Below are 24,433 nucleotides of genomic sequence, written 5' to 3'. Positions count from 1 at the left end.
GGACCGGACGACAGGCCGCCATCCAGCTTGATTGCGCCACGATTCCCGGTTCCAATCTCTCCGCCATTTCTGGTTTAGGGAGACACCCATGATGAAGCGGATTTTCCTGGCTGCGATCGTTGCCGCCTTTGCGGCAGGCTCGGCCCTTGCGCAAGAAACCTGCGAGAGCAAGGCGGTCGGCAAGGACGGCAAGCCGCTGGCCGGCGCGGCCAAGACCTCGTTCATGAAGAAGTGCAAGCAGGAGGCCTGCGCGCCCAAGGCCGTCGGCTCTGACGGCAAGCCGCTCGCCGGCGCCGCCAAGAACAGTTTCATGAAAAAGTGCGAGACCAGCGCTTAATCGCAGCGAACTCGCTGCTTCTCTGTCGAACATCGCTCCACGAACTCGTCATGCCCGGGCCTGTCCCGGGCATGCACGTTCTTCGCGCCGCGCAAACGATCGTGGATGGCCGGGCCCGGCCGTGACGGAGAGCGTCACTCCCGTCTGAACTTATAATCGAATGCCCCGCCCAGCGGCTTGATCCAGCCCACCGTCGGCGCGGGAAAGTGGATCGGCAAAATCAGCGTGTCGGTATCAGCCACGGACGCGAAGAATTTCCGCCGCGACACCGCCGATTGCTTCGGATCCCAATCCGGCTTCGCCGACCAGTCCGGCTCGCGGCACTGGATCTGGTGATGCATGAGGTCGCCCGCGACCACCGCGCGCTGGCCCTTGGAAAAGATGTTCACACAGCAATGGCAGGGCGAATGCCCCGGCGTCGGTGTCAGCGTGACGGTATCGTCGAGCGCGTAGTCGTCGTCGACCAATAACGCCTGTCCCGCCTCGACGATCGGCAGGCAATTGTCGCGAAACACGGTGCCGGGCGGAGTGCTGCCCTTGGCATGCTCCGCCTCCCAGGCGGCATATTCGCCCTTGTGGAAGACGTATTTCGCGTTCGGGAAGGTCGGCACCCAGCGACCGTCGCGCAACGTCGTGTTCCAGCCCGTGTGATCGATGTGCAGATGGGTGCAGAACACGTAGTCGATCTGCTCGAAAGAGATGCCGAGTGCGAACAGCTCGTTGCGCCAACGCTCCTTGCCGGCAAAATCGAACGGCGGCGGATGGCCCTTGTCTTCGCCGGTGCAGGTGTCGACCAGAATGGTGTAGCGCGGCGTGCGCACGACGAAGGTCTGATAGGTGATCACCATCATGCCACGCGCGGCGTCGAACACCTCGGGCTCCATCGTCGGCAAATGACGGGCGAACACGCCAGCATCATAAGCCGGGAAGAAATCCTGTGGCCGCCGCCATGGCCCTTCCCGCTCGATCACCGCATCGATGGTGATGTCGCCGATCCGAAGCTGCTTCATGGTGTTCGCTCCCCTTTTTTGAGAGAGCGTAACAGCCTTGCTGAGGTGTTCAAGCCAGTCGCGCCGCACAGGACGCTTGCCGGCGGATTGGAGCCTGCATTCTAAACATCGTCATTGCGAGCGCAGCGAAGCAATCCAGAATCGTTCCGCGGAGGCAGTCTGGATTGCTTCGCTGCGCTCGCAATGACGAATGACGCTACACTGCCACCGTCGTCGCGCTCCCGCAGCCCGCGGAGACTACGACCGCAACCCCGGCGCCTCCTGCCCGGTGCGCGCGACATATTCGGTGTAACCGCCGCCGAACTGGTGGATGCCTTCCGGCGTCAGCTCCAGCACGCGGTTCGAGAGCGTGGCCAGAAAATGCCGATCGTGCGAGACGAACAGCATGGTGCCTTCGAAATCCGCCAGCGCCGCGATCAGCATTTCCTTGGTGGCGAGATCGAGATGGTTGGTCGGCTCATCCAGCACCAGAAAGTTCGGCGGGTCGAACAGCATCTTGGCCATGACGAGGCGCGCCTTCTCGCCGCCCGAGAGCACGCGGCAGCGCTTCTCGACGTCGTCGCCGGAGAAGCCGAAGCAGCCGGCGAGCGCGCGCAATGATCCCTGCCCCGCGGTCGGAAACGCATCTTCCAGCGACTGGAACACAGTGCGTTCGCCGTCGAGCAGGTCCATGGCGTGCTGGGCGAAATAGCCCATCTTGACGCTGCCGCCGAGAGCCACCGTGCCCTGATCCGGCTCGCTCGCGCCGGCGACGAGCTTGAGCAGCGTCGACTTGCCGGCGCCGTTGACGCCCATCACGCACCAGCGCTCCCGACGGCGGATCATGAAATCAAGGCCATCATAGATGCGCTTCGAGCCGTACCCCTTGTGCACGCTCTTGAGCGCGACGACGTCTTCGCCCGAGCGCGGCGCCGGCGGAAAGCCGAACGCCACGCTCTGGCGGCGGCGCGGCGGCTCGACCCGCTCGATCTTGTCGAGCTTCTTCACCCGGCTCTGCACCTGCGCCGCATGCGAGGCGCGCGCCTTGAAGCGCTCGATGAACTTGATCTCCTTGGCCAGCATGGCCTGCTGGCGCTCGAACTGCGCCTGCTGCTGCTTCTCGTTCTGCGCGCGCTGCTGCTCGTAGAACTCGTAGTCGCCGGTGTAGGTGGTGAGCGAGCCGGAATCGATCTCGATCACCTTGGAGATCACGCGGTTGATGAACTCGCGGTCGTGCGAGGTCATCAGCAGCGTGCCTTCGTAATCGTGCAGGAATTTTTCCAGCCAGATCAGGCTTTCGAGGTCGAGATGGTTGCTCGGCTCGTCGAGCAGCATGACGTCGGGCCGCATCAGGAGGATGCGCGCCAGCGCCACACGCATCTTCCAGCCGCCGGAGAGCTTGCCGACGTCGCCGTCCATCATCTCCTGGCTGAACCCGAGGCCGGCCAGCGCTTCGCGCGCGCGGCCGTCGAGCGCGTAGCCGTCGAGCTCCTCGAAACGGTGCTGCACCTCGCCGTAGCGGGCGATGATCTCGTCCATCTGGTCGGCCTTGTCGGGGTCGGCCATCGCGGCCTCGAGCTCGCGCAACTCGGCCGCGACCTCGCTGACGGGACCGGCGCCATCCATCACCTCGGCCACGGCGCTGCGGCCAGACATCTCGCCGACGTCCTGGTTGAAATAGCCGATGGTGATGCCGCGATCGATCGAGACCTGGCCCTCGTCGGGCAGCTCCTCCCCGGCGATCATCCGGAACAGGGTGCTCTTGCCGGCGCCGTTGGGGCCGACCAGCCCGATCTTCTCACCCTTGTTGAGGGCGGCGGAGGCTTCAATGAACAGGATCTGGTGGCCGGCTTGCTTGCTGACGTTGTCGAGGCGGATCATGGGGTCTTTTGGGGGGATTTTTGCGTTGCAGCGTCATAGGCCATGCGGGCCGCGAGGGGAAGCCCGGCGGACCTGGGTTTCGCGCCAATGCCGGTTCCTGCACCCACAATGTTAGCTCATGCGCGACACCCCATTTCGCAATCGGCCAGCCACGCGTGCTGCAGCCGCGCTAAACTAATCGATTTAATCTATTAGATCGATTGAAATAATTCATTGGATCAATTGTTCGGATTCTCTGATCCTCAGCTGCACCGAGACCACTCGGTGAGTCACTCCAGCCAGCATTGGATCAATCTCATGAACCGCACCACAACGTCAGCCCCCTTTACGGAAGCAAGCCTGGTGAATCAGGCCGCAACGACTACGCCGGCCCCCGCGAACGACCCACGCATCGATCCCGAGGTTCGTGCGTTTCTCGCAAACATCAACAGGGACAGTTCGCCGTTCTGGGAGCTGCCCCAACCCAAGCCGCAGGACGTGCTGACATCGCTGCAGTCGCAGACTGCCGTGGACATGTCCGGTGTCATCACCACCGAGCAGACGATCGAGCTGGATGGGCACACCGTGAAGCTCTATGTCATGAAGCCCGAGCATCTGGCCGGCAGACCCGGCGTCGTGCTTTTCATCCATGGCGGTGTCTGGATCGTCGGCAACTTCCAGAACCATCAGCGCCTGTTGCGGGATCTGGTCGTGGGCTCGGGGCAGATCGGCGCATTCGTCGAGTACACGCCGTTGCCGGAGGCGAAGTATCCGGTGCAACTTGAGGAATGCTACGCCGCGCTCAAGTGGATCGCGGCGCATGCTGACGAATTCGGCGCCGACGGAAGCCGTATTGCGATTGCAGGCAACTCCGTCGGTGGCAACATGAGTGCAGCACTGGCCCTCATGGCCAAGGATCGCAAGGGGCCGAAGATCAGCTACCAGGCGCTGCTCATCCCTGCGACGGACGCCAGCGTCGATACCGCATCATATCATGAATACGGAACCGGCCGTTTCCTTGCTCGCGCCTTCATGAAGTACGGCTGGGATCTCTACGCGCCCGCCGCGAAGACCCGGGACAATCCCTATGTATCGCCGCTGCGCGCCGGCAGCGAAGAATTGAAGGGACTGCCGCCCGCGCTCGTCATCACCGCGGAGAACGATCCGCTGCGCGATGAAGGCGAGGCCTATGCAAGGAAGCTGAAGGAGGCCGGGGTCAGCGTGGACGCGGTTCGCTACAACGGCACGATCCATGATTTCGTGCTGCTCAACGCACTGCGTCACGTTCCCTCCACCGAAGCTGCCATCGAACAGGTGAACCAGGGTCTGCGTCGGCATCTCGCAGCCGCGACCGATTGACTGACCGATGGGGGATGCGGCGGCTCCTCGCCGTCGCATCCTTCGCAACTCCCCAGAGATACGCCAATGACCTTTGTTCAGAATTCCCGTCCATACCCCGTCGCGCGTGCCATGCGCGACAACATCCTGTCATCTGGAAACTCCGCCCTCGCGATCGTCCCCGGCGTCGCGCTGGCCGGGACCATTGCCGCGGTCTCCAACATGATGCGCAGTATTCCTGCCGTCGCGACGTTCAGCCCCATGATCCTGGCCATCGCGATCGGAATGGCCGTGCGCAACCTTGCCGGAACACCGGCTCTCGCCCGCGCCGGAATCAGCTTCAGCATGCGCCGTTTGCTTCGGCTGGCGATCGCTCTGCTGGGCTTCCAGATCACGTTGACCCAGCTTGCCGCCGTCGGCACCAAGGGGATTCTCATCGTCGTCGGCACGCTCGTCGCCACGTTCGTATTCACCCTCGCAGCCGGGCATGTATTGGGCGTCGAGCGCACGCTCAGTCAGCTGATCGCGGCAGGCACCTCGATCTGCGGCGCGTCAGCCGTCGTTGCGACCAACAGCGTCACCGAAGCTTCCGACGAGGACGTCGCATATGCAATCGCTTGCGTCACGATCTTCGGCTCGATCGCGATGTTCGTCTATCCCATGCTGCCTCGCCTTCTGCATCTCGATGCCGATGCCTACGGCCTCTGGAGCGGCGCGTCGATCCACGAGATCGCCCAGGTGGCTGCCGCCTCCTTCCAGAACAGCCAGCGCGCGGGTGAAATGGCGACCGTTGCCAAGCTTGCCCGCGTCATGCTGCTCGCACCCGTCGTCCTGAGCCTGAGCGTCGTCACACGGGCTTCGACGCAGCGAGCCGGCGGCAAGTCGGCAAGGCCGCCCATCCCCTGGTTCGCGATCGGCTTTGCCGCGATAGCCGCGCTAAACAGCGTCGTGTGCATTCCGGCGGACCTCAGGAGCGCGGCGATCACGCTTTCGACCTTCCTGCTCACGATGGCGCTCGCGGCCATGGGCCTTGAGACCGACGTCTCGAAGTTGTACGCGGAGGGGCTGCGTCCGGCTATACTGGGCGGGCTGGCCTTCCTCTTCATCGCAGCCTTCAGCCTGACCCTCATCAAATTCGTGGGATGACCATGACGCTCGAACAGCTCCGGATCTTCGCCGCTGTCGCCGACAAGCAGCACGTCACCCAGGCCGCCCACGAATTGAATCTGACACAATCAGCCACGAGCGCGGCAATCGCCGCGCTCGAAGGACGCTACGGGGTCAGGTTGTTCGATCGGGTGGGACGCGGCATTGTTCTCACGCATATGGGCCGGACGTTTCTCGGTGAAGCGCGTGCGGTGCTCGCGCGCGCGCACGCCGCCGAGCAGGTCCTGCGCGATTTTGCCGGCCTCAAGGCCGGACGACTGGTGATCGCGGCAAGCCAGACGGTCGGGAGCTACTGGCTTCCGATGAGGTTGCTGGCGTTTCAGGCCGTCCATCCCGGCATCGAAATCGACGTCAGGATCGCCAACAGCGAGCAGGTTGCAACCGACGTTCGCGACGGTATGGCGGATGTCGGCTTTGTCGAGGGCGACATTGATGACGCCGCATTGCCCGCCCGCCGGGTCGACGGCGATGCGCTGGTTGCCGTCGTGGGTGCGCGGCACCCTCTGGCGAGCCAAAAGAAGCTGCCCGCCGACTGGATGACCAGGACATCGTGGATCCTTCGCGAGCCGGGCTCCGGAACGCGGGCCATGTTCGAGCGTGCGCTGAAGAAGCGCGGGGTGCGTCTCGCCGACCTGACGGTGCAGCTCGAACTGGCCTCGAACGAGGCGATCAGGACCGCGGTCGAAACGGGCGGCTGCGCCGCAGCCATCTCCGATCTCGTGGTCGAGAAGGCGATAACGGCAAAACAGCTCGTTCAGCTCGAGGACGAATTGGCGAAGCGTTCGTTCTACGCGCTCCGCCACAAGGAGCGGCATATCAGCAAGGCGGAAGCCGCCCTGATGTCCAGCATCGCCGCCGGCGCCGCACCATAGGCGAAGCCGGGCCCGCCCGTACCGCGTATTCCGCAACGATCGAACCGACGTCTCGCCGGCATGTGCGCCGACGCGCGTGCAAGCGGCTGCGGAATTCGATCGCAGTCGACGATCAGAACGATCTGATCATCTCGTTGGATTGCCGATGCACCAAAGTCTACCTCTTTGGACACAGGCAGGCACTTCAAGCATTGCGTGCCGGAAATAGAGATGGAGAACTACAATGACCCATTCACGTCGCGCTTTCCTTGCGATCGCCCTGTTCGTCGCTGCCGCGTCCACGCTTGGTGCGCCGTCCGCGCTTGCCCGCAGCCCGGTGCACGTGGCGGATCCCAGAGTTGCCGTTCACTCGGAACGAGGCTTTCGCCAGATCGACAGGCATCTTCCGGACGTCCGGCAGGCGCGACCTCAACCGCACGTCGAAGATCCGCTCGCGGACTTGATCCTCGGATGAACCGCGAGGACTGGTCCAGCGCAAATCCATTCCAACAGGAGCCTTCGATGTCCCCGCACCTCGACTATGCACACTCTCCGGCATTATCCCGCCGCGCCATGCTTCAAGCGCTCGGGGCTGCTGGCCTCACGCTCGTCGGCTCATCGGCCCGCGCTGGTCAATCGATCCGGCTGCCGATCGCCGGCGAGCCGCGTGATCGGCTGATGACGACTGACTTCCCGCAAAAGGGGAGCATGATCCTGCAGCGCGCGCGGCCGCCGCTGCTGGAGACCCCGATGGAGGTGTTCGACCGCGGCGTATTCACCCCCAACGACCGGTTCTATGTGCGCTGGCACTGGGCCATCATACCGTCGTCGGTGGATGCGGCCGCCTTCAGGCTGTCCGTGCGCGGCCACGTCAACCAAGCCCTCTCTTTGTCCATCGGCGACCTGCTCAAGTTGCCCCGTGTCGAGCTTGCCGCGGTCAACCAATGCTCGGGCAATTCGCGAGGGTTCTTCCTGCCTCGTGTGCCGGGCGCGCAATGGGCGCATGGCGCGATGGGCAATGCGCGATGGACGGGAGTCCTGCTCAAGGACGTGCTGGATCGCGCGGGCGTCAAGCCGGGCGCAGTTCAGGTCCGCTTCAACGGACTGGACGAGCCGGTCGTGCCTGACGCACCCGACTTCCGCAAGTCGCTCGATATCGATCATGCCCGTGACGGCGAGGTCATGATCGCCTTTGCCATGAACGGCGAGCAACTGCCGCTCCTCAACGGCTTCCCGCTGCGGCTGATCGTGCCGGGATGGTACTCGACCTATTGGGTCAAGATGCTCAGCGACATCGAGGTTCTCGATCGCCAGGACGACAATTACTGGATGGCGACCGCCTACACCGTCCCGGATACGCCGCATGCCAACATCAAGCCGGGCCAGACCGGCGTAAAGATGGTTCCGATCAGCCGCATGGTGCCACGGTCGTTCTTCACGAACGTCGCGGACGGCGCATCGCTTCCCGCGGGCGCAGTCGCAACGATCCGGGGGATCGCGTTCGGCGGTGATGCTGGCGTCGCCAAGGTCGAGCTATCGATGGATGGCGGCCGCACCTGGCAAACCGCGACGCTTGGCGAGGACCACGGCAAGTACAGCTTCCGCCGCTGGCAGTTGGATATTCCACAATTGATGAAGGGCGGCCATTCGCTGATGGTCCGCTGCACGAACGTCGCCGGCGAAAATCAGCCGGCAACGTCAAACTGGAATACCAGCGGCTTCATGCGCAATGTCGTCGAGACGGTCCAACTCACCGCGATCTAGGAGCATCGCCATGCGTCACCTCATCCTCGTCATCAGCATCTCGTTCGCCGCTCTACTGGCACCCACGCCTGCATGGGTCCAGCCGGCCCCCGCGATTACGTCCACAACAGTGGAGCTGCCGCCGGGCGACGCGCTTTTTCCTGGTGGATCCGAAGCGGATGCCATCAACAACAACTGCTTGGCGTGCCATTCGGCAGACATGGTGCTGAACCAGCCGGCCTTGCCCAAGTCCACCTGGGAATCCGAGGTACACAAGATGATCAAGGTCTACGGAGCTCCCATCGAGGACAGCGACGTGCCGGCGATCGTTGACTACCTTGCCAAGGTAAAAGGAAGCGACCAGTGACGCTCGGCGCCGCTGAAAAAATCCGGTGCTGCCAAATTCGCCCTGTACGACGAACCGACGATCAAGTCGTGAATAGAATAGGACCCCTGCCTCTCAGGCAGCACCGAAAACTCTGGAATGGGTACCGCTGAATCGTCCACTTCAGCTCGCGAAGCTGACACCCGACGTTGATGAGCACGCGGTCCTTCGCCCATCGCATCAACCTCAGCGAGGCTGCCAGCCGCAGGCTGCGCTTGCCGGCGAGCGCGATGCCTTCGAGCTCGCCGCTGTCTTCCGTGCAGGTCCCGGAAAAGCCGATCCCGACCTCGAAGCCACCAAATACGGGGTTTTCGCCTTTCGCCGGCGTATGCTCCTGATTCAGCATCTCGCCCTTCCAGCGGCCGTCCGCCGAGGAATAGGAGCCGAGATAATAGAAGAACGCATCGCCGCCGAGGATGCGGCCGTCGATCAGCAGCATCGGAGGTCAGCCTTGAAGACGTCGAGCGCGCGCAGGCTCATCCCTCAGCTTTAGGGCTTAGACCCCTACGATCTGTATCTGGGCGGACAACTCACTGGCCCCGGGGATGCGCTTCGTCAGCAAGGAATTGGCGTGGACGCAGTCAGGCTCCCTGCGCCCGCCGCCCCCGACGCTTTGAACGCGCCCGGCCCAGCGCCACGATTCCGCGATCAGCGCCAGCCCGCTGCATGTTGATGGTCACTTTTTGAGGATGCCCGGATTGGTATTTCCAAGCTGCTGGACGGCAGCGTTCGCGGCTGGCGTGTTGTAGTTCGGTCGAGATCCGCCGTCGTCCTGACCGGAAGGCATCGCGCCGAGTCTCTGGCGGGTCGTTCCCTGACCCTTTGCATTGGACGCGTTGGGGCCTGGCGAACCACCAGTCCCGCTCAGCGTCGTCCCGTTCGAAAGCGTCGAACCGCCCCCGCCACCCGAGCCCGTCGCACTCGCACCGCCGCTGGTTGAACCGCCTGAAGCGCCGCCTGAGCTTTGTGCCATGGAGAACGAAACGGTGCCCAGCAGGGTGATCGCCGCGATCGCGAGAAGCCTCATCTCTCTCTCCATTCACCCAGCAAGCTCTGAATCGCTTCAGCTTCCCGTCGTGAGGCGCGCAAGGTCGCAGCTCCTAACGCCGGCGGGCGATCCACACTCCGGCCAGAAAGGCAACGAACAGCGACCGGAGGGGCGCTTTCGTTGTTACCTCGCGCAACTGATCAGCCCATCGCCTGGCGGAATCCAGCGAAGGCGAGTCGAGCTGCGGATCGGCCGTGCCCCTTCGCTCTCCGGAACCCTCCCGCACCGTTGAGGCCTGCTCAATGCCGCCCTGACCGTCCGTCAATCCGGAGGCTTCTGTCATTGCGGCAGCTTCCTTGATGTCCATGCGCGTGCTCCGGTCCTGCTGCGGTTGCGGAACAACGGCTTGAACTCAGGTGCCGGTCCGGCTCTGGTGGCAAGGTCGTTCGGAACCAATGTCCTATGGCGGCGGCGTTCATGCGAACTATATGGTTTGTCAAACGCGCCCGCCGTACCGCTCCCTTGAAGAAGCCCTTGCTCGTCTTTCTGTTCCTCATCTTCGCACCGCTTGCCGCCTCGGCGGCGAGATATGTCTGGCTGGGTGACGGTCGCGGGAATTGGCAAACCGCCGATCGATCGAGCGCTGGTCTTCTGGCTCCTGCTGCCGATCACCCCCAAGCCGTGATACGGGTGTTCGGCGCACGAACGGTGAGATGGCGCAGCATCTTCGCCGTCCACACCTGGGTGGTCGTCAAGGAAGAATGCGGCGGCCTACACCCGGTATGACTACACGGCGTGGGGCGAGCCGATCCGCACCAACGGCTTCGCTCCGGACGGGCGATGGTTCGGCGCGATGCCGGAAACCATTGTCGCTGTCGATGGAGAACGCGCCGAGGCGCTGATCCCAAAAATCAGGAATGTGATCGAAAACTACGAGTTTCGATCCTATGGAGATTACAGCGTCTGGCCTGGTCCCAATTCGAACACCTTCGTTCAGGCCGCGCTCGACTCCGTCCCCGAACTTCGCGCCGTCCTGCCCCCGACCGCAATCGGCAAGGACTTCCCGTACACCGGCAGATGGTTCGGCGCGACGGCGTCCGGCACCGGCGTCTATGCTTCGCTTGCCGGATATATCGGCTTTTCGGTTGGCTGGGTCGAAGGCCTGGAGATCAACTTCTTGGGTGCCGTGCTCGGTTTCGACATCCGCCGTCCGGCGCTCAAGCTACCAGGCCTCGGCCGCCTTGGGATCCGCCCCGGCGCGTGAGAGCAACATTGGCTATTCGAGCAGACCCGGCGGGAAGTCCCAAGCCTTCCGCATCAGCCTGAGCGCGGTCTAAGAATAAGCTGCCGGTAAGGAAAAAGTAAGCCGGGGATCAAGCGGGGACGGCATCCAACCGGGTACATCCGAAGGGAGACAGTGCGCCGAAACATGGCTGATCGGGGAGCCGGATGATGATCACACGCCGCGATGTGTTGATCGCATCGGCCGGCATCGGACTCTCCGCTGCATCTTGCGCGCCTGAAGCTCTCTCTCAGCCGCGCGCGAGAACCGCGCATATCCTGACCGGCTTCTCGCCAGGGCTGCCGGACGCAATGGCGCGACTGGTGGCCGGACAAATGAGTGACTATGCGGAAACCTTCGCGGTCGAGACCCGGCCGGGCGCAGCCAGTCGTATCGCAGTGGAAGCTGTGAAGAACGCGGAGGCCGACGGATCGGTCATCCTGTTCGGGCCGATCGGCTTTATGATCTTGTTCCCCCATGTCTACAAGAACTTAAGATATCAGCCGCACGATTTCACGCCGGTCTCGACCATTGCCTCGGCCCCCGCATTTCTGACAGTGGGTCCAATGGTGCCCTCTGACGTGACGACGATTGCAGATTTTGTCGCCTGGTGCCGCGCCAATCCAAGGCTCGCCACCTACGGGACGCCTGGTGTCGGAACGTCGCTACATTTTCTTGGCATGATGCTGGGCCGCCTCGCCGGCTTCGATTTTCTTCACGTGCCTTATCAAGGCACAGGCGCGATTCAGGATCTCGTCAAAGGCGTGATTGCAGCGGGCGTCATGCCGATCGGCAGCGCGCTCGGCCTCGCCCAATCCGGAGACCTTCGTGCGCTGGCAACGACAGGGCCGCGCCGCTCCCGTTTTCTTCCTGCAGTGCCCACCGTGCGGGAAACTGGATATCCTTCGCTCGAAGACCTCACGTGGTTTGCCTTCTTCGTTTCCGCAAAGACGCCGGCGTCGATCGTCAACAAGTTGAATGCTGCGATCCAGTCGGCCATGCGCACCGACGAGGTCAATTCCGGCCTGGCGAAGCTGGCCGTCGAACCCGACGTTATTGCTATGGGAGACTTCGCACGGCTCATCGCGTCCGAATCGGACCGATGGCGGGCGATCGTGCGGACGACGGAGTTCGCCCCCACTGATTGAACCGAGCACTGACTGGAGGAGCACATGAGCCGGCCCGCATCCGTGCATGACCTCGTGCAATCGCATCGCATCACCGCGGTAATCTACGCGGCAGCGAAACTCAATCTCGCCGAGGCCATCGGTGATGAGCCGAAATCAGCAGCGGAGCTCGCTGAGCTGGTGTCCGCCGACGAAGATGCGCTGCGCAGACTGCTGGTTGGCCTCACGACCCTCGGCCTCTGCAGGCAGGTCGATGCGGACCGCTTTGCCATGACTGATCTCGGCAGACAGCTCGATGAGACCGCCGACCCATCCTTCAAGGATTGGGTCCTCTTCGAGGGCGAGATGCTCGCGCAAACTTGGACCGGCCTGGTCGAGTCGGTTCGGACCGGCAAAACTGCAACGCAACTGCGCGGCGACGGCGACGATCGTTACGCCGCGACGGGCCAGGCGACGGAATGGACCCGCCGGTTCAACGCCGCGATGGTCAGTCTGACGAGAACCATTGTTCCCAAGATCGTGGCGGGCCATGACTTTTCGGCCGCGAGGGTCGTGATGGATGTCGGTGCCGGCACCGGCGAATTGATCGGCGGCGTGCTCCTGAACAACCCTCATCTTCAGGGAATCGCCTTCGATCTTGCGCGGTGCGAGGAAGACGCACGCGCACATTTCGATCGACTCGGCATTGCGCACCGCTGCAGCTTCATAGGCGGCAGCTTCTTCGAAGCGATCCCAAATGGTGCCGACACCATATTGATGAAGAGCATCATTCACAATTGGAAGGACGACCGCTGCAAGATCATTTTGCGGAAGTGCTGGGATGCACTGCCATCCAGCGGCACGCTGATCATCATTGAAAGGATCATGCCAGAGCCCGTCACAACGGAGCCTGAGGACCGCTCCTGCGTCCTGAGCGACCTCAATATGCTGCGCGGACCGGGCGGTCGCGAGCGGACGGAAGCTGAGTATCGCGCGTTGGCAATGTCGGCCGGCTTCGATCTCGCAGAGAGGACCAGCATCGGGTCGTTCAGCTTGATCAAGTTCAGGAAAGCCGACGATTGACGAGCCCTTCCCGCCGTGAGGAGCTGATGTGCCTCGCCTCAATGGCGAAGCCTGTTTCCCCGGTTGATGAACGGGTCAACTTTCCGCACGGCGCCGCAAACGGACATCCGACATTCTTGGTAACACACCCTAAGCCCTTCGCATCAGCCTCAGCGAGGCTCCCAGCCGCAGGCTGCGCTTGCCGGCGAGTGCGATGCCTTCGAGCTCGCCGCTGTCTTCCGTGCAGGTCCCGGAGAAGCCGATCCCGACCTCGAAGCCGCCGAACACGGGGTTTTCGCCTTTCGCCGGCGTATGCTCCTGATTCAGCATCTCGCCCTTCCAGCGGCCGTCCGCCGAGGAATAGGAGCCGAGATAATAGAAGAACGCATCGCCGCCGAGGATGCGGCCGTCGACCAGCAGCATCACGCCGGAGAGGCCGGCCTCGACGCCATCGAGCGCGCGCAGGCTCATTCCATAGAGCCCGTTGGCGATGGCGCCCTGCCCGATCGTGCCGCGCCGCGGAAGCGCGCCGTCGTCGAGCCGCGTAAGATTGGCCCAGAAGTGGGCACCCGGCATCGTGTCCGCGCCGCCCTGCAGACGGATCTCGTTGCCGATCAGCTTGCCGCGCGCCGCGATCCTGGCGACGTCGGCCCCCATCAGCGGCTTGTAGTTGGGATCGAGATTATGCCGCTCGGTGATCACCTCGGCGCTGACCTCGCCGTCGCGCTCGACATAGCTGCCAAGATGCGCAAAGCCCGAATTACCGCCCAGCATCTTGCCGCCATGCAGGCACATGATGCTGCGGCCGAACGCATCGTTGACGCCGTATTCAACCTTGTAGAGTCCATCCAGCAATGCACTAAGCCCGTAAATCGAAAAAGGATCGTGGGCTACCTAGCACTGCCGCCGCAGCCAGGCCATCCTGCTTTTCCGCGCAGGAGCAGTCGCCGAACGGCTCCCTGCCACGAGGCCATCATGCCCCTGTCTTGCCTGGTTGGGTCAAGCCCAATGTCGTCCAATCTGCGGCACCTAATTCCGCTGCGATTTCAGGGCCTCGCCTACTGTGCATGGGGTTGTTTTCGACATTCTTGTTTGGGCGGGTCCTGCACGCGTCAGTGACGCTTGAAATACTGCACCTCGCGCTCGTGCTTCTCGGCCGCCGCACGGCTCTTGAACGTGCCGAGATTGCGGCGCTTGCCGGTCCTCGGATTCACCTTGCGCGAATAGAGACGATATTCGCCGGACGCCAATTTGCGGATCATGGTCGCGCCTCCGTCTTGTCCAGACATCAACGGCATAGGCGCGACGGAGGTTCCCGCCGCATGCGGGATCTGGTCAGAAGCACAGCGTGGTGACCAGCTTGCCCTGCTTGTCCTTGATCGCATAGGGGCAGCGCAGCCGCTCCAGCGCCTTCTTCGCGTCCTCGTCACCGAGCGCGGCGGCGCGCTCGTAATAGGCCTTCGCGGCGTCCTTGTCCTTAGGTCCGCCGCGCCCTTCTTGCGCGAAGGCGCCCATCCGCTCCAGCGCGCCGGGATGGTTTTGTGCGGCCGCCTTCTCGAACAGCGCACGCGCCGCGACGTCGTCCTTGGCGCCGCCCGTGCCTTCGGAAAGCATCAGGCCGAGCTGGTACTGCGCTTCCGCGTTGGTCTCGGCAGCCTTGCCGAGCAGCGCGCGCGCCTGCGCGGGATCGGCCGGCGCAGCGCCACCGGCGCCGCCGAGCGCAGCGAGATTGCTGACGCCGCGGGGATTGCCTGATTGCGCCGCCTTCTCGAACAGTTTTCGCGCCTGGGCTTCGTCCTTGGCAACGCCCGAGCCGGTCGCATAGGCAACGCCGAGCTCGACCATGGCGGCGCTTGATCCCTTGTCGGCCGCCTTGCGCCAGGCGGCGAGCGCCTCGGTGGTCTGCCGGTTGGCGGCATAGGCACGGCCGAGCGCGAACATGGCACGGCGCGAGGACGGCGCGGCCTGCTTACAGAACTTGATCGCGGTCGCAATGTCGGCGGATGCGATCTCGCTGACGCCCCTCACGTCGGCCGGCTTGTCGGGATCGCTGGGATCGGCCGCCACGCGGTCGCACAGAACGAGGTCGGCCGATTGCGCATGCGCGCCCGAGGGCGCGGCAAGCGCGAGCAGGATGGCAAGGAGATAGGTCCGCATGGACTCCACGCTGCGTCTTCGCTCAGGCAAATTCAAGGCTCCAGTCCCGATTGGCGCAGCACCGGAATGACCTCCGGCGATGCCAGATAGCGCAGCAGCCGGTCGGCGGCGGCGGCATGCGTCGCCTTCGCCATGCGGCCGGCGGAGAATACGGCGGGCGTTTGCAGATCATGCGGGATCGGGCCGACCACCTCGATGCCGTCGACCTGCTTCAGCTCGCTGATCTGCTGCACGGCGAGATCGGCCTCGCCGCTGACGAGGCGCTGCGCCGTAAAGCCCTGCTCGACGACGGTGGCCTTGGCGTTGATCTCGGCTGCGATCCCCATCCGTGCGATCAACTGGGCGAAGTAGACGCCGCTCGCGCCCAGCCGCGAATAGGCAACGGACCGTGCCGCCAGCAGCGACTTGCGCAGCGCCGCTTCGCTTCCGACGCCGGGGTGCGCCTGCCCTGTCCGCACGGCAATGCCGACATAGGAGCGCGCCAGATCGGCTGCGCCGTCGGCGAGCACGCGGCCCTCCGCGATCGCCTCGTCGAGCCCCTCGCGCGTGAGGATCACGAGATCGGCGGCCTCGCCGTCGCGCAAGCGCTTCAGCAGCGCCAGGGTCGGCGCGAAGTCGGCGTCGACGTGGATGCCTGTTTCGACCTCGAAGGCGGAGGACAGGGTCCGCATCGCGCCCATCAGGCCGAGCGTCGAAAGCATGCGAATTTTTTCCATGAGCTATTCCCGTAGCGATCAGGCGCGATGCATCAGCTTGAGCGCGGCGGTCAGGCGCAGACTGCGCTTGCCGGCAAGCGCGGTCGCCTCCAGCACCGCCTCTCCCGCATCGTAGCGGCCGGAGAAGCCGATGCCGACCTCGTGGCCGCCGAAGATCGGATCATCCTTGGCCGGGGTGTGCTCCTGGTTGAGGATCTGGCCTTTCCAGCGGCCGTTCGCGGCGGTGTAGCTGCCGAGATAGTAGAACGACGCATCGCCGCCGAGGATGCGCCCCCCGTTGAGCAGCATCACGCCGGTGAGGCCGCCGTCGAGACCGTCGAGCATCTGCAGATGGACGGAGTAGAGGCCGTCGGTGATGCCGGCTTCGCCGATGCCGCCGGCGACCGGCACCTCGTCGTCCGTGATCGGCGTCATCACCGACTGGAACGGAACGCCCGGCAGCTCCTTCAGCTCGCCCTTGAAGCGATAGAGATCGCCATCCGCCCAACCCTTGGCGAGCAAGGTGGCATCATCGGTGCCCGCCATGGCGCGATAGGTTGGATCGGGATTGTGGCGGACGGGGTTGATCACGACGTCGACGCCGCTGTCGGTCTTCTCGTAGGTGCCGATATGGGCGAAGGCCGAGTTGCCGCCCAGCATCTTGCCATTGCCGGCATGCATCACGCTGCGGCCGACGGCGTCGCCGAGCTGAAACCTCACCTTGTAGAAGCCTTCAAACACCAGCCGTGTCCCCGGCCCTGCGCGCGTCCCTGGACACTCTATCCCGCTTTCGGAAGCGATGGACAAGTGTGGCGCGGTCAGGTGCGCAAGAGACCATGGGACCAGCCGTCATCAAAACGCAAAAATCCGCCGGAGCCTTGCAGCTCCGGCGGATTGTGAGCCAACCCGGGCCAGCCCCCCAGCCCGAGCCGGGAGGATCTTAGGCCGCGGCCTTCTTGTCGGTCGGCACGGACGAGATCGTCTTCAGGATCTGCGAAGCGATCTGGTATGGGTCGCCCTGCGAGTTCGGACGGCGGTCTTCCAGATAGCCCTTGTAGCCGTTGTTGACGAAGGAGTGCGGAACGCGGATCGAGGCGCCGCGGTCAGCAACGCCGTAGCTGAACTTGTTCCACGGCGCGGTCTCGTGCTTGCCGGTCAGACGCTTGTCGTTGTCCGGGCCGTAGACGGCGATGTGGTCCATCAGGTTCTTGTCGAAGGCGGCCATCAGCGCCTCGAAATACTCCTTGCCACCGACCGTACGCATGTACTCGGTGGAGAAGTTGGCGTGCATGCCGGAGCCGTTCCAGTCGGTGTCGCCGAGCGGCTTGCAGTGGAATTCGATGTCTATGCCGTACTTCTCGGTCAGCCGCAGCATCAGGTAGCGAGCCATCCACATTTCGTCAGCGGCCTTCTTGGAGCCCTTGCCGAAGATCTGGAATTCCCACTGGCCCTTCGCGACTTCCGCGTTGATGCCTTCATGGTTGATGCCGGCCGCGAGGCAGAGGTCGAGATGCTCTTCGACGATCTTGCGGGCGACGTCGCCGACGAACTTGTAGCCAACGCCGGTGTAGTACGGACCCTGCGGCGCGGGGTAGCCGTATTCGGGGAAGCCGAGCGGACGGCCGTCCTTGTAGAAGAAGTATTCCTGCTCGAAGCCGAACCAGGCGCCGGCGTCGTCGAGAATGGTGGCGCGCTTGTTCGAGGGATGCGGTGTCTTGCCATCGGGCATCATGACTTCGCACATCACCAGCACACCGTTGGTGCGCGCGCCGTCCGGGAAGACGGCGACCGGCTTCAGCACGCAATCGGAGCTGTGGCCTTCGGCCTGCTGGGTGGAGGAGCCATCGAAGCCCCAGAGCGGAAGCTGCTCGAGCGTCGGGAACGACGCGAATTCCTTGATCTGGGTTTTGCCGCGCAAGTTCGGAGTCGGCGTATATCCGTCGAGCCAGATGTACTCGAGCTTATACTTGGTCATTGAGCCTCTCTGTAGATGATGCGAAAGGTGGGGTTGAGAGCCCCGCACGTTTGTACCCGGCCATCATCGGCCGGCCCCTTACAAGCATTTTGCGTGCCAAAAGGCCGCAGGTTGCCCGGTTTTCCACCGCGGCCGGCGTCTCCTTGCCGCGAGCAGATCGCCCAAGGCGATATGCGTCATAGCCGCGCACCTTCGCGTGAAGCTGCAACGCAAAAATCGCGAGAAAATCGCCTGATTCTGAAGCAGGCAGACGGGTCGTGGAAGTTGCCGATGAAACGCGCATCAACGTCCGGCAATTTTCGCAAAGTCCTCCGCCCCTGCTCAGCAACCTTTGGAATGGCTTACGCGTTAGCCACTAGCAGCGTGCCTTAAGGGATGCAGACCTCTGGCTGCCCATAAATTGGGCGGCAACTGATCTCCTTTTCAGCACTTTCCAATCTGGGCGACGCGGCCGATATGGGGATTCCGGTAACTACAATCGAACGAGTCGGGCGCACCATGGAGGCCAAGGCGCTTCGACCAAGGAGAATCGTAATGATGAACAATGGTCTGAGTCACGGATCGGCAACGATCTATCAATTCCCGGTCGGGGGCCGCGCGGCTCTTGCCGGACGTCGCTATGGCGAGACCCGCCTTCCTGCCGATCACGCTTCGCTGCCCGCGAACGTCTCGATCTGCAGCGAGAGCTGGTATCATCAGGACGCGGTCGACGAGGCCAAGCCAAAATGGGATCGCTGATGCCTGTGCTTGGTTCGAAACCGCCGCGCTCGCGCAAGCGGCTGGCGATAGTCGAAAGAGGGTCGAAACAACGGTGTTTCGGCCCTTTTTGATTCCAGCTGGCCTCGCGGCTAGATCGCGGGCCGTTCGACCACCGCGCAGGCCGTGACCGGCCGCCTCAGGTGCTTCACCGTGGTGGGTCCCGCCTTGGGAATTCTCAGCGTGACCCCAGCTCCCGAATAACGTGCGCCCGAGACCGACAGCCGCTTGGCGAGCGTGACCGGCTCGCCGTCGATCTGGAGAAAGGCCCGCTTGTCGTCGTCATAAAACCCAACGATGAATTGCGTCCCATCGGCGCATCGATAGGTCCGGAACGTCTGCGCACCAGCCTGCGGCGCACTGCAAATCCCGCCCGCCAGCATGGTGATCGCCAAAACAATGGCCTTGTGCCGGCCCATGATCGCCCCCTGTAATAGATATCAAGGACGCCCGCCGTGCGCCCGCTGGAACCATAACCCAAGCTGATCCCATGCAAGACCCCTCCCTGAAGGACTCTCCTGCCCGCCACCTCGCCCTCCAGGGCGCCAGCAATTTTCGCGATCTCGGCGGCTATCCGACCACTGATGGCCGGACCACGCGCTGGCGACACATCTTCCGCTCCAACCATCTCGGCCATCTCACCGCTGACGATGTCGAGATCGTCCGCGCGCTGGGCGTCAGAAGCGCATTCGATTTCCGCGGGCTGGAGGAGCGCGCGGCCGGCGTCTGCGTCGTGAGGGAGATCACGGTGCATTCGCTGCCGATCGAGCCGACCGTCGTCGCGGCGCTGCGCGCCGAGCTCGCGAAGGGCACGCTGACCGCAGCGGTCGCGCTCGAACTGATGCGCGAGTCCTATCGCAACTACGTCCGCCACAACACGCACAGCTTTCGCAGCCTGTTCGCCCATCTCCTGGAGGACAGGGCCCCGCTGGTGATTCACTGCACCGCCGGCAAGGACCGTACCGGCTTTGCCAGCGCGCTGATCCTGCATGCGCTCGGCGTCCCCGATGACGTCATCGCCGAGGACTACCTCCTGACCAACCGGCACTACAAGCGCGACGCATCAAGCGCCTCCGACCTTCCCGCCGACGTGCTCGACGCCATCGGCAGCGTCGAGGCCTCGTACCTCGCGGCAGCCTTCGAGGCCGTCGGTCGCGAATATGGCGATCTCGAAACCTATTTGCGCGACGGGCTCAAGCTCGGCGAAACTGAGCGAGCCGCGCTGAAGCAGCGCTATCTGCAATCATAGGCCGCCGCGCCGGGAGAACGATGATGCAAGACAAGGTCCTGGTCGTGACGGGCGCGCGCGGCGCGCTCGGCAAGGGGGTTGCGCAGATCGCACGATCGCGCGGCGCGCGCGTCGCCGGCATCGACTACGCGCCTTCACAGAGCGCCGCGACGCCCGATCACATCGAGATCGGCGGCGTCGACCTGTCGGACGCGGCGCAGGCGAAGACGGCGGTGGATGCGACGGCAAAGCATTTCGGCCGGCTCGATGCGCTGATCAACATCGCCGGCGGTTTTGCGTTCGAAACTGTCGGCGACGGCGACACCAAGACCTGGCAGCGCATGCACGCGTTGAATGTCCAGACCGCGCTCAACGCCTCGCGCGCCGCACTACCGCATCTCGCAGCATCCGGGGCCGGCCGCATCGTCAATATCGGCGCCATGGGCGCGCTTCTGGCGGGCTCCGGCATGGGACCCTATGCGGCGTCGAAAGCCGGCGTACATCGGCTCACTGAAGCGCTCGCCAACGAATGGAAAGGCAAGGTCACGGTCAACGCGGTGCTGCCGTCGATCATCGACACCGCCGCCAACCGCGCCGACATGCCGAAGGCCGACTTCTCCAAATGGGTGACGCCGCAGGAACTCGCCGAAGTCATCCTGTTCCTCGCCAGCGATGCCGCGAGCGGGGTCACCGGAGCCCTGATCCCGGTGGGCGGACGGGTGTAAAGGCCTTCCGATCGCATCGTCTTGCGCGGCGGCTCTGATTCAATCGGACCACAGAAGGCTCTAAGCTGCCCGCAACTGATTCTTCGATCGAGCATCGCCTCCGGAACCTTCCCGTGGAAACCGCGCTTTATCTGCCCGTCAAACGCTTCCTCGAAGAGCTAGGCTTCACCGTGAAGGGCGAGATCGGCGGCTGCGATCTCGTCGGCCTCAGCGCCGGCGATCCGCCGGTGGTCGTGATCGGCGAGCTCAAGCTTGCCTTCAACCTCGAGCTCATTCTTCAGGCCGTCGACCGCGCGCCGGCCGGCGATGAGGTCTGGATCGCGGCGAAGATGTCGATCCGCGGCAAGGGACGCGAGAGTGATGCACGCTATCGCAATCTCTGCCGCCGCCTCGGCTTCGGCATGCTGGGCGTCACAGATCGCGGCCAGGTCGAGGTGCTGGTGAAGCCGCCGACCGCAGCGCCGCGCCGCGAGCCGAAGCTGCGCTCGCGCCTCGTCGCCGAGCACCAGCGCCGCCAGGGCGATCCCGCGCTCGGCGGCAGCACCCGCGCGCCGATCATGACGGCCTATCGGCAGCAAGCGCTGGCCTGCGCCTCCGCGCTCGCGGACGGACCACGGCGCGTGCGCGACTTGCGCGAACGCTGTCCCGATGCCGGCAAGATCTTGCTTAATAATGTGTATGGCTGGTTCAAACGCGCCGACCGGGGAATCTACGGGCTCACCGAGGCCGGACACGCCGCCCTGAAGCGCTGGCCGCAGCAACGGATCGAGGTCGAAGCAGGTGCTCCATCACCACTCTGATGGGAGATGGATGCAAGCGGTGAATAGCTGAGATGCCACACCAAATTCATATTGCAATGCAACATAGGCGGCACTAGGTATCCAGAATCGAAACGAGGCCCCCATGAGCGCAGACTGGAATACCAAGTACGGCACGCGGCGCGTCCGCCACGATCCGCCCACCCTGGACGAGGCGATCTTTGCCGCCATCGGCATCACCGACGATCAGGCGCAGCAGGCCGAGATCGCCGCAGCCTTGATGGGGATGCCGCTCGATGTCGTGCAGGCCGAGGTGAAGAAGCAGGCGCGCAGCAACAGCCGCATCACCGCGACGCGCGTGATCGCCGGCGAGCAGGGTGCACAGCGCTCCGTCGTGGTCGAACGCCGCGTCGTTCGTCGTTTCGGCAACGACAAGCGCACCGGCACCTGAAGCGTTCGTTTCACGCCCTGAAATAGCAAAGCGGACCGGCCATGCCGGTCCGCTTTTTGATTCAAGGCGCGATGTGAGGTCAGGCCGCGCGATTGTCGTACATGCTGGAGATGATCTTCCAGCAGGTCGAGTTGAGGCTGAGAAGCGCGCGCCCGGCCGTGAAGGGCGAAGCCGCGAGATCGGCGAGCTCGGCTTCAGGCGTCTTGGCGAGATCGATCGTGCCGGTCGATTCGCCATGACGGAAAGCCAGATGCGCCCCGAACTTCCTGGCGAGCGCCCGCATCGCGTGATTCTCGGCGCCCGTGGTGATGCGCAGGCGCTTGTAGCCTTTCCAGCGCGCCTCCGCGATCAGGCGGCGGAATAGCACGGTGCCGACACCCTGGCGCCGCGCGGAGGCTTCCACGCTGAAGGCGACTTCAGGCAAGGCCTCTTCTTCCGGCGGATGCAGCTCCGCCGCACCGCGGACCACGCCATCGACGATATAGGCGACGATCACGGTGCCGTCCTCGGCACAGCGGGCGGCGTAACGCTCGATAAAGCTGTCGTCGAGAAAGCCGTTGAAACGGTCGTGCCGGCTTCCGGCATCGAGCCTCAGCAGATGATCGCGCAGGAGCGGCAATTCTTCCTGCTGAATCAGGGTCCGCACATAGCCCGGAGCGGTGCGAACGGTCTCTTCAAGTACCACGTCAAAACTCCTCTTGGTGTCCCTCGAGGAGGCGTTCGAATCCCTAGGCCCCCTATATTGTGCATCGCAACATCTTTTGCAAGGCGAGGACCTGCCCAAGTTAGAGGCACAGGGAACGACTAATTCGTTAACAAAATCAAAGCCCCGTAGTCTTACAGGATTAGCTGGGTCTGGGTGACAACGGCCACCAGCTTGCCGTCCGCGGTCTCCAGCCGGGTGGTCCAGACCTGGGTCCTTCGGCCGCGATGGACCGGGGTCGCTGTGGCAATAATGGTGGTTCCCTCCTTGGCCCCACCGATGAAATTGGTCTTGCTCTCCAGCGTGGTCGTCCCCTTGGCGTCGTCAGGCAAATTGATCACGGTCGCGGCCGCGCCGACGGAATCGGCCAGCGCCATCACTGCCCCGCCATGGATGGTGTGGTGCAGCGTGCAGAGATCGGGCCGAACCGTCATTCGCGCCACCACGCGGTCCTTCTCGGCCTCGACGAACTCGACACCCTTGAGCTCGGCAAACGGCATCTTCATCGCTTTGAGTTTCTCGAACGGCGTCATCAGACGTTCTCCCAATTCGTTGTTGTCTCAACGTGAATTGCTTTGCGCGGCAAGGCAATGACGTCCGAGGTAATGGCCGTGCTGACATCGGCGCGCGCGCACCGCCAAGCAGCGCTGCGTCGGGGGCACGAGACCGTCCTCACGTCACCGCATTTACGACCTGGTATTCCGGCCGTCGCCACACCTCGCCCGCGATCACCTCCTCGATGATCCCGGCCGCACGGATGATCTCGCTCTCGCCGATATAGAGCGGCGTGATCCCGAAGCGCATGATGTCAGGTGCGCGGAAATCACCGATGAGGCCGCGGGCGATCAGCGCCTGCATCGCAGCATAACCGCCGTCGAAGGCGAAGGAGACTTGCGAGCCGCGATGCCCATGCGCGCGTGGCGTGACGAGCTCGAGCTGCGGGCAACGGCGTTCGACCTCCGCAATGAGGAGATCGCCGAGCGCCAGCGAGCGCGCGCGGATTTCGGCGATATCGACGCGGTCCCAGATGTCGAGCGAGGCCTCCAGCGCCGCCATTGCCAGCACCGGCGGCGTGCCGACCCGCATGCGCTCGACGCCGCCTGCGGCCGCATAGCCAAGCTCGAATGCGAAGGGCTTGGCGTGGCCCATCCACCCCGACAGCGCGGCGCGCGCGCCGTCGGCGTGGCGCGGCGCAACGTAGAGGAAGGCCGGCGCGCCCGGGCCGGCGTTCAGATATTTGTAGGTGCACCCCGCCGCGAAATCCGCGCCGCAGCCGGCGAGATCGACCGGCAGCGCGCCGGCGGAATGGGCGAGATCCCAGACGGTGACGATGCCGAGCGTATGAGCCTTCGCGGTCAGATCCGCCATGTCGTGGCGGCGGCCGGTGCGATAATCGACCTCGGTGAGGTAGAGGACGGCGACCTCCTCCGACAGCGCGGATTCGATTTCATGCGGCGCCACCAGGTGCAGCTGGTGGCCGCGCCCCAGCGTCGCGATCAGGCCTTCGGCCATGTAGAGGTCGGTCGGGAAATTGCCGGTGTCCGACAGCACGACCTTGCGCGACGCGTTCATGTCGAGCGCGGCAGCGAGCGCCTGATAGACCTTGAGCGACAGCGTGTCTCCGACCATCACCGAGCCGGCTTCCGCGCCGATCAGCCGCGCGATGCGATCGCCGAGATGGCGCGGCTGGGCGTACCAGCCGGCGGTGTTCCAGGCGCGGATCAGCTCATTGCCCCACTCCGCCGTGATGACGCGGTTGACGCGCTCGGCAACGCCAAGGGGCATCGCGCCAAGCGAGTTGCCGTCGAGATAGATCACGCCGTCAGGTAGATGGAACAGAGCTTTGGTGTCGTCATAGACGCGATATTTGGTCATAG

28 protein-coding genes and 2 pseudogenes are annotated in these 24,433 nt (G+C 64.0%); 14 read left to right on the top strand and 16 right to left on the bottom strand.

Features of this window, described 5'->3' with window-relative positions; genetic code table 11:
• Nucleotides 1-88 precede the first annotated feature (88 nt).
• A complete protein-coding gene (locus tag X268_RS13345; protein WP_128925384.1) occupies nt 89-337 on the top strand; it encodes a hypothetical protein in 249 nt (82 codons plus the stop codon).
• Nucleotides 338-471: 134 nt separating this feature from the next.
• On the opposite strand, the gene X268_RS13340 is transcribed toward X268_RS13345, so the two are convergent.
• A complete protein-coding gene (locus X268_RS13340; RefSeq protein WP_128925383.1) occupies nt 472-1,347 on the bottom strand; it encodes an MBL fold metallo-hydrolase in 876 nt (291 codons plus the stop codon).
• 237 nt (nt 1,348-1,584) lie between these two features.
• A complete protein-coding gene (locus X268_RS13335; protein ID WP_128925382.1) occupies nt 1,585-3,207 on the bottom strand; it encodes an ABC-F family ATP-binding cassette domain-containing protein in 1,623 nt (540 codons plus the stop codon).
• Nucleotides 3,208-3,504: 297 nt separating this feature from the next.
• On the opposite strand from X268_RS13335, the gene X268_RS13330 reads away from it, so the two are divergent.
• The 3 genes from X268_RS13330 (at nt 3,505) to X268_RS13320 (ending at nt 6,563) form a co-directional block, all read left to right on the top strand.
• A complete protein-coding gene (locus tag X268_RS13330) occupies nt 3,505-4,545 on the top strand; it encodes an alpha/beta hydrolase (protein ID WP_128925381.1) in 1,041 nt (346 codons plus the stop codon).
• Nucleotides 4,546-4,611: 66 nt separating this feature from the next.
• Nucleotides 4,612-5,670, top strand: coding sequence for a YeiH family protein (locus X268_RS13325; protein ID WP_128925380.1), 1,059 nt, complete (start codon nt 4,612-4,614; stop codon nt 5,668-5,670).
• 2 nt (nt 5,671-5,672) lie between these two features.
• Nucleotides 5,673-6,563, top strand: a complete 891-nt coding sequence (locus X268_RS13320; protein ID WP_128925379.1) for a LysR family transcriptional regulator — start codon at nt 5,673-5,675, stop codon at nt 6,561-6,563.
• Nucleotides 6,564-6,795: 232 nt separating this feature from the next.
• Here the strand turns inward: X268_RS13320 and X268_RS13315 are convergent, their stop codons facing one another.
• Nucleotides 6,796-7,047, bottom strand: a complete 252-nt coding sequence (locus X268_RS13315; RefSeq protein WP_128925378.1) for a hypothetical protein — start codon at nt 7,045-7,047, stop codon at nt 6,796-6,798.
• A 17-nt stretch (nt 7,048-7,064) separates the two neighbouring features.
• Between X268_RS13315 and X268_RS13310 the strand changes: the two genes are divergently transcribed.
• Both X268_RS13310 and X268_RS13305 read left to right on the top strand, forming a co-directional pair.
• A complete protein-coding gene (locus tag X268_RS13310) occupies nt 7,065-8,306 on the top strand; it encodes a molybdopterin-dependent oxidoreductase (protein WP_128925377.1) in 1,242 nt (413 codons plus the stop codon).
• Nucleotides 8,307-8,316: 10 nt separating this feature from the next.
• Nucleotides 8,317-8,652 (top strand): cytochrome c, encoded by a 336-nt coding sequence (locus X268_RS13305; protein WP_128925376.1) that lies wholly within the window; start codon nt 8,317-8,319, stop codon nt 8,650-8,652.
• Between the two features lie 187 nt (nt 8,653-8,839).
• On the opposite strand, the pseudogene X268_RS13300 reads toward X268_RS13305, so the two are convergent.
• The 3 genes and pseudogenes from X268_RS13300 to X268_RS13290 all read right to left on the bottom strand — a co-directional run.
• A pseudogene (locus X268_RS13300) lies at nt 8,840-9,109 on the bottom strand (GrlR family regulatory protein); the annotation flags it as partial.
• A 237-nt stretch (nt 9,110-9,346) separates the two neighbouring features.
• Nucleotides 9,347-9,697: an oxidoreductase gene (locus X268_RS13295; protein ID WP_128925375.1), complete on the bottom strand. Its 351-nt coding sequence runs from the start codon at nt 9,695-9,697 to the stop codon at nt 9,347-9,349.
• 73 nt (nt 9,698-9,770) lie between these two features.
• Entirely contained in the window at nt 9,771-10,025 is a 255-nt protein-coding gene (locus X268_RS13290; RefSeq protein ID WP_128925374.1) for a hypothetical protein, read from the bottom strand.
• Nucleotides 10,026-10,192: 167 nt separating this feature from the next.
• Here X268_RS13290 and X268_RS13285 point away from each other — a divergent pair.
• The 3 genes and pseudogenes from X268_RS13285 (at nt 10,193) to X268_RS13275 (ending at nt 13,129) form a co-directional block, all read left to right on the top strand.
• Nucleotides 10,193-10,922, top strand: a pseudogene (locus X268_RS13285) (DUF3750 domain-containing protein).
• 185 nt (nt 10,923-11,107) lie between these two features.
• Nucleotides 11,108-12,088 carry a Bug family tripartite tricarboxylate transporter substrate binding protein gene (locus X268_RS13280; RefSeq protein WP_245477878.1) on the top strand — a complete coding sequence of 327 codons (981 nt, stop codon included), beginning with the start codon at nt 11,108-11,110 and terminating at the stop codon, nt 12,086-12,088.
• Nucleotides 12,089-12,112: 24 nt separating this feature from the next.
• Nucleotides 12,113-13,129: a methyltransferase gene (locus X268_RS13275; RefSeq protein ID WP_128925372.1), complete on the top strand. Its 1,017-nt coding sequence runs from the start codon at nt 12,113-12,115 to the stop codon at nt 13,127-13,129.
• Nucleotides 13,130-13,258: 129 nt separating this feature from the next.
• On the opposite strand, the gene X268_RS13270 is transcribed toward X268_RS13275, so the two are convergent.
• From X268_RS13270 to X268_RS13245, 6 genes are all read right to left on the bottom strand, one after another.
• Nucleotides 13,259-13,963 (bottom strand): hypothetical protein, encoded by a 705-nt coding sequence (locus X268_RS13270; protein ID WP_128925371.1) that lies wholly within the window; start codon nt 13,961-13,963, stop codon nt 13,259-13,261.
• A 257-nt stretch (nt 13,964-14,220) separates the two neighbouring features.
• On the bottom strand, nt 14,221-14,370 hold the full coding sequence (locus tag X268_RS13265) for a hypothetical protein (protein WP_128925370.1): 150 nt from the start codon (nt 14,368-14,370) through the stop codon (nt 14,221-14,223).
• A gap of 73 nt (nt 14,371-14,443) precedes the next feature.
• Nucleotides 14,444-15,265 (bottom strand): tetratricopeptide repeat protein, encoded by an 822-nt coding sequence (locus tag X268_RS13260; RefSeq protein ID WP_164937705.1) that lies wholly within the window; start codon nt 15,263-15,265, stop codon nt 14,444-14,446.
• A gap of 32 nt (nt 15,266-15,297) precedes the next feature.
• A complete protein-coding gene (locus X268_RS13255; protein ID WP_128925368.1) occupies nt 15,298-15,981 on the bottom strand; it encodes a substrate-binding domain-containing protein in 684 nt (227 codons plus the stop codon).
• A gap of 18 nt (nt 15,982-15,999) precedes the next feature.
• Nucleotides 16,000-16,701: a GrlR family regulatory protein gene (locus tag X268_RS13250; RefSeq protein ID WP_128925367.1), complete on the bottom strand. Its 702-nt coding sequence runs from the start codon at nt 16,699-16,701 to the stop codon at nt 16,000-16,002.
• 199 nt (nt 16,702-16,900) lie between these two features.
• A complete protein-coding gene (locus X268_RS13245; protein WP_128925366.1) occupies nt 16,901-17,935 on the bottom strand; it encodes a glutamine synthetase beta-grasp domain-containing protein in 1,035 nt (344 codons plus the stop codon).
• 534 nt (nt 17,936-18,469) lie between these two features.
• Here X268_RS13245 and X268_RS13235 point away from each other — a divergent pair.
• On the top strand, nt 18,470-18,673 hold the full coding sequence (locus tag X268_RS13235) for a DUF2735 domain-containing protein (RefSeq protein WP_128925365.1): 204 nt from the start codon (nt 18,470-18,472) through the stop codon (nt 18,671-18,673).
• Nucleotides 18,674-18,783: 110 nt separating this feature from the next.
• Here the strand turns inward: X268_RS13235 and X268_RS13230 are convergent, their stop codons facing one another.
• Entirely contained in the window at nt 18,784-19,110 is a 327-nt protein-coding gene (locus X268_RS13230) for an MliC family protein (protein WP_128925364.1), read from the bottom strand.
• 86 nt (nt 19,111-19,196) lie between these two features.
• On the opposite strand from X268_RS13230, the gene X268_RS13225 reads away from it, so the two are divergent.
• The 4 genes from X268_RS13225 to X268_RS13210 all read left to right on the top strand — a co-directional run bounded on the left by X268_RS13225 (nt 19,197) and on the right by X268_RS13210 (nt 21,853).
• The gene (locus tag X268_RS13225; protein ID WP_128929244.1) at nt 19,197-19,940 is read left to right on the top strand and encodes a tyrosine-protein phosphatase; all 744 of its coding nucleotides are present in this window, start codon (nt 19,197-19,199) and stop codon (nt 19,938-19,940) included.
• Nucleotides 19,941-19,963: 23 nt separating this feature from the next.
• Complete coding sequence (locus X268_RS13220; RefSeq protein ID WP_128925363.1) at nt 19,964-20,644, top strand: SDR family oxidoreductase; 681 nt, start codon at nt 19,964-19,966, stop codon at nt 20,642-20,644.
• 113 nt (nt 20,645-20,757) lie between these two features.
• Nucleotides 20,758-21,444 (top strand): DUF2161 domain-containing phosphodiesterase, encoded by a 687-nt coding sequence (locus X268_RS13215; protein WP_128925362.1) that lies wholly within the window; start codon nt 20,758-20,760, stop codon nt 21,442-21,444.
• A gap of 103 nt (nt 21,445-21,547) precedes the next feature.
• Nucleotides 21,548-21,853, top strand: a complete 306-nt coding sequence (locus X268_RS13210) for a hypothetical protein (RefSeq protein WP_128925361.1) — start codon at nt 21,548-21,550, stop codon at nt 21,851-21,853.
• A 79-nt stretch (nt 21,854-21,932) separates the two neighbouring features.
• On the opposite strand, the gene X268_RS13205 is transcribed toward X268_RS13210, so the two are convergent.
• The 3 genes from X268_RS13205 to kynU form a co-directional block, all read right to left on the bottom strand.
• Nucleotides 21,933-22,538: a GNAT family N-acetyltransferase gene (locus X268_RS13205; protein WP_128925360.1), complete on the bottom strand. Its 606-nt coding sequence runs from the start codon at nt 22,536-22,538 to the stop codon at nt 21,933-21,935.
• A 152-nt stretch (nt 22,539-22,690) separates the two neighbouring features.
• The gene (locus X268_RS13200; protein WP_128925359.1) at nt 22,691-23,089 is read right to left on the bottom strand and encodes a PaaI family thioesterase; all 399 of its coding nucleotides are present in this window, start codon (nt 23,087-23,089) and stop codon (nt 22,691-22,693) included.
• Between the two features lie 139 nt (nt 23,090-23,228).
• Nucleotides 23,229-24,431 (bottom strand): kynureninase, encoded by a 1,203-nt coding sequence (kynU, locus tag X268_RS13195; protein WP_128925358.1) that lies wholly within the window; start codon nt 24,429-24,431, stop codon nt 23,229-23,231.
• Between the last annotated feature and the right edge of the window lie 2 nt (nt 24,432-24,433).

Source organism: Bradyrhizobium guangxiense, assembly GCF_004114915.1.
Classification (GTDB): Bacteria; Pseudomonadota; Alphaproteobacteria; order Rhizobiales; family Xanthobacteraceae; genus Bradyrhizobium; species Bradyrhizobium guangxiense.
The sequence above is the reverse complement of the archived record's forward strand: the minus strand, read 5'-3'. Positions and strand labels throughout refer to the sequence as shown.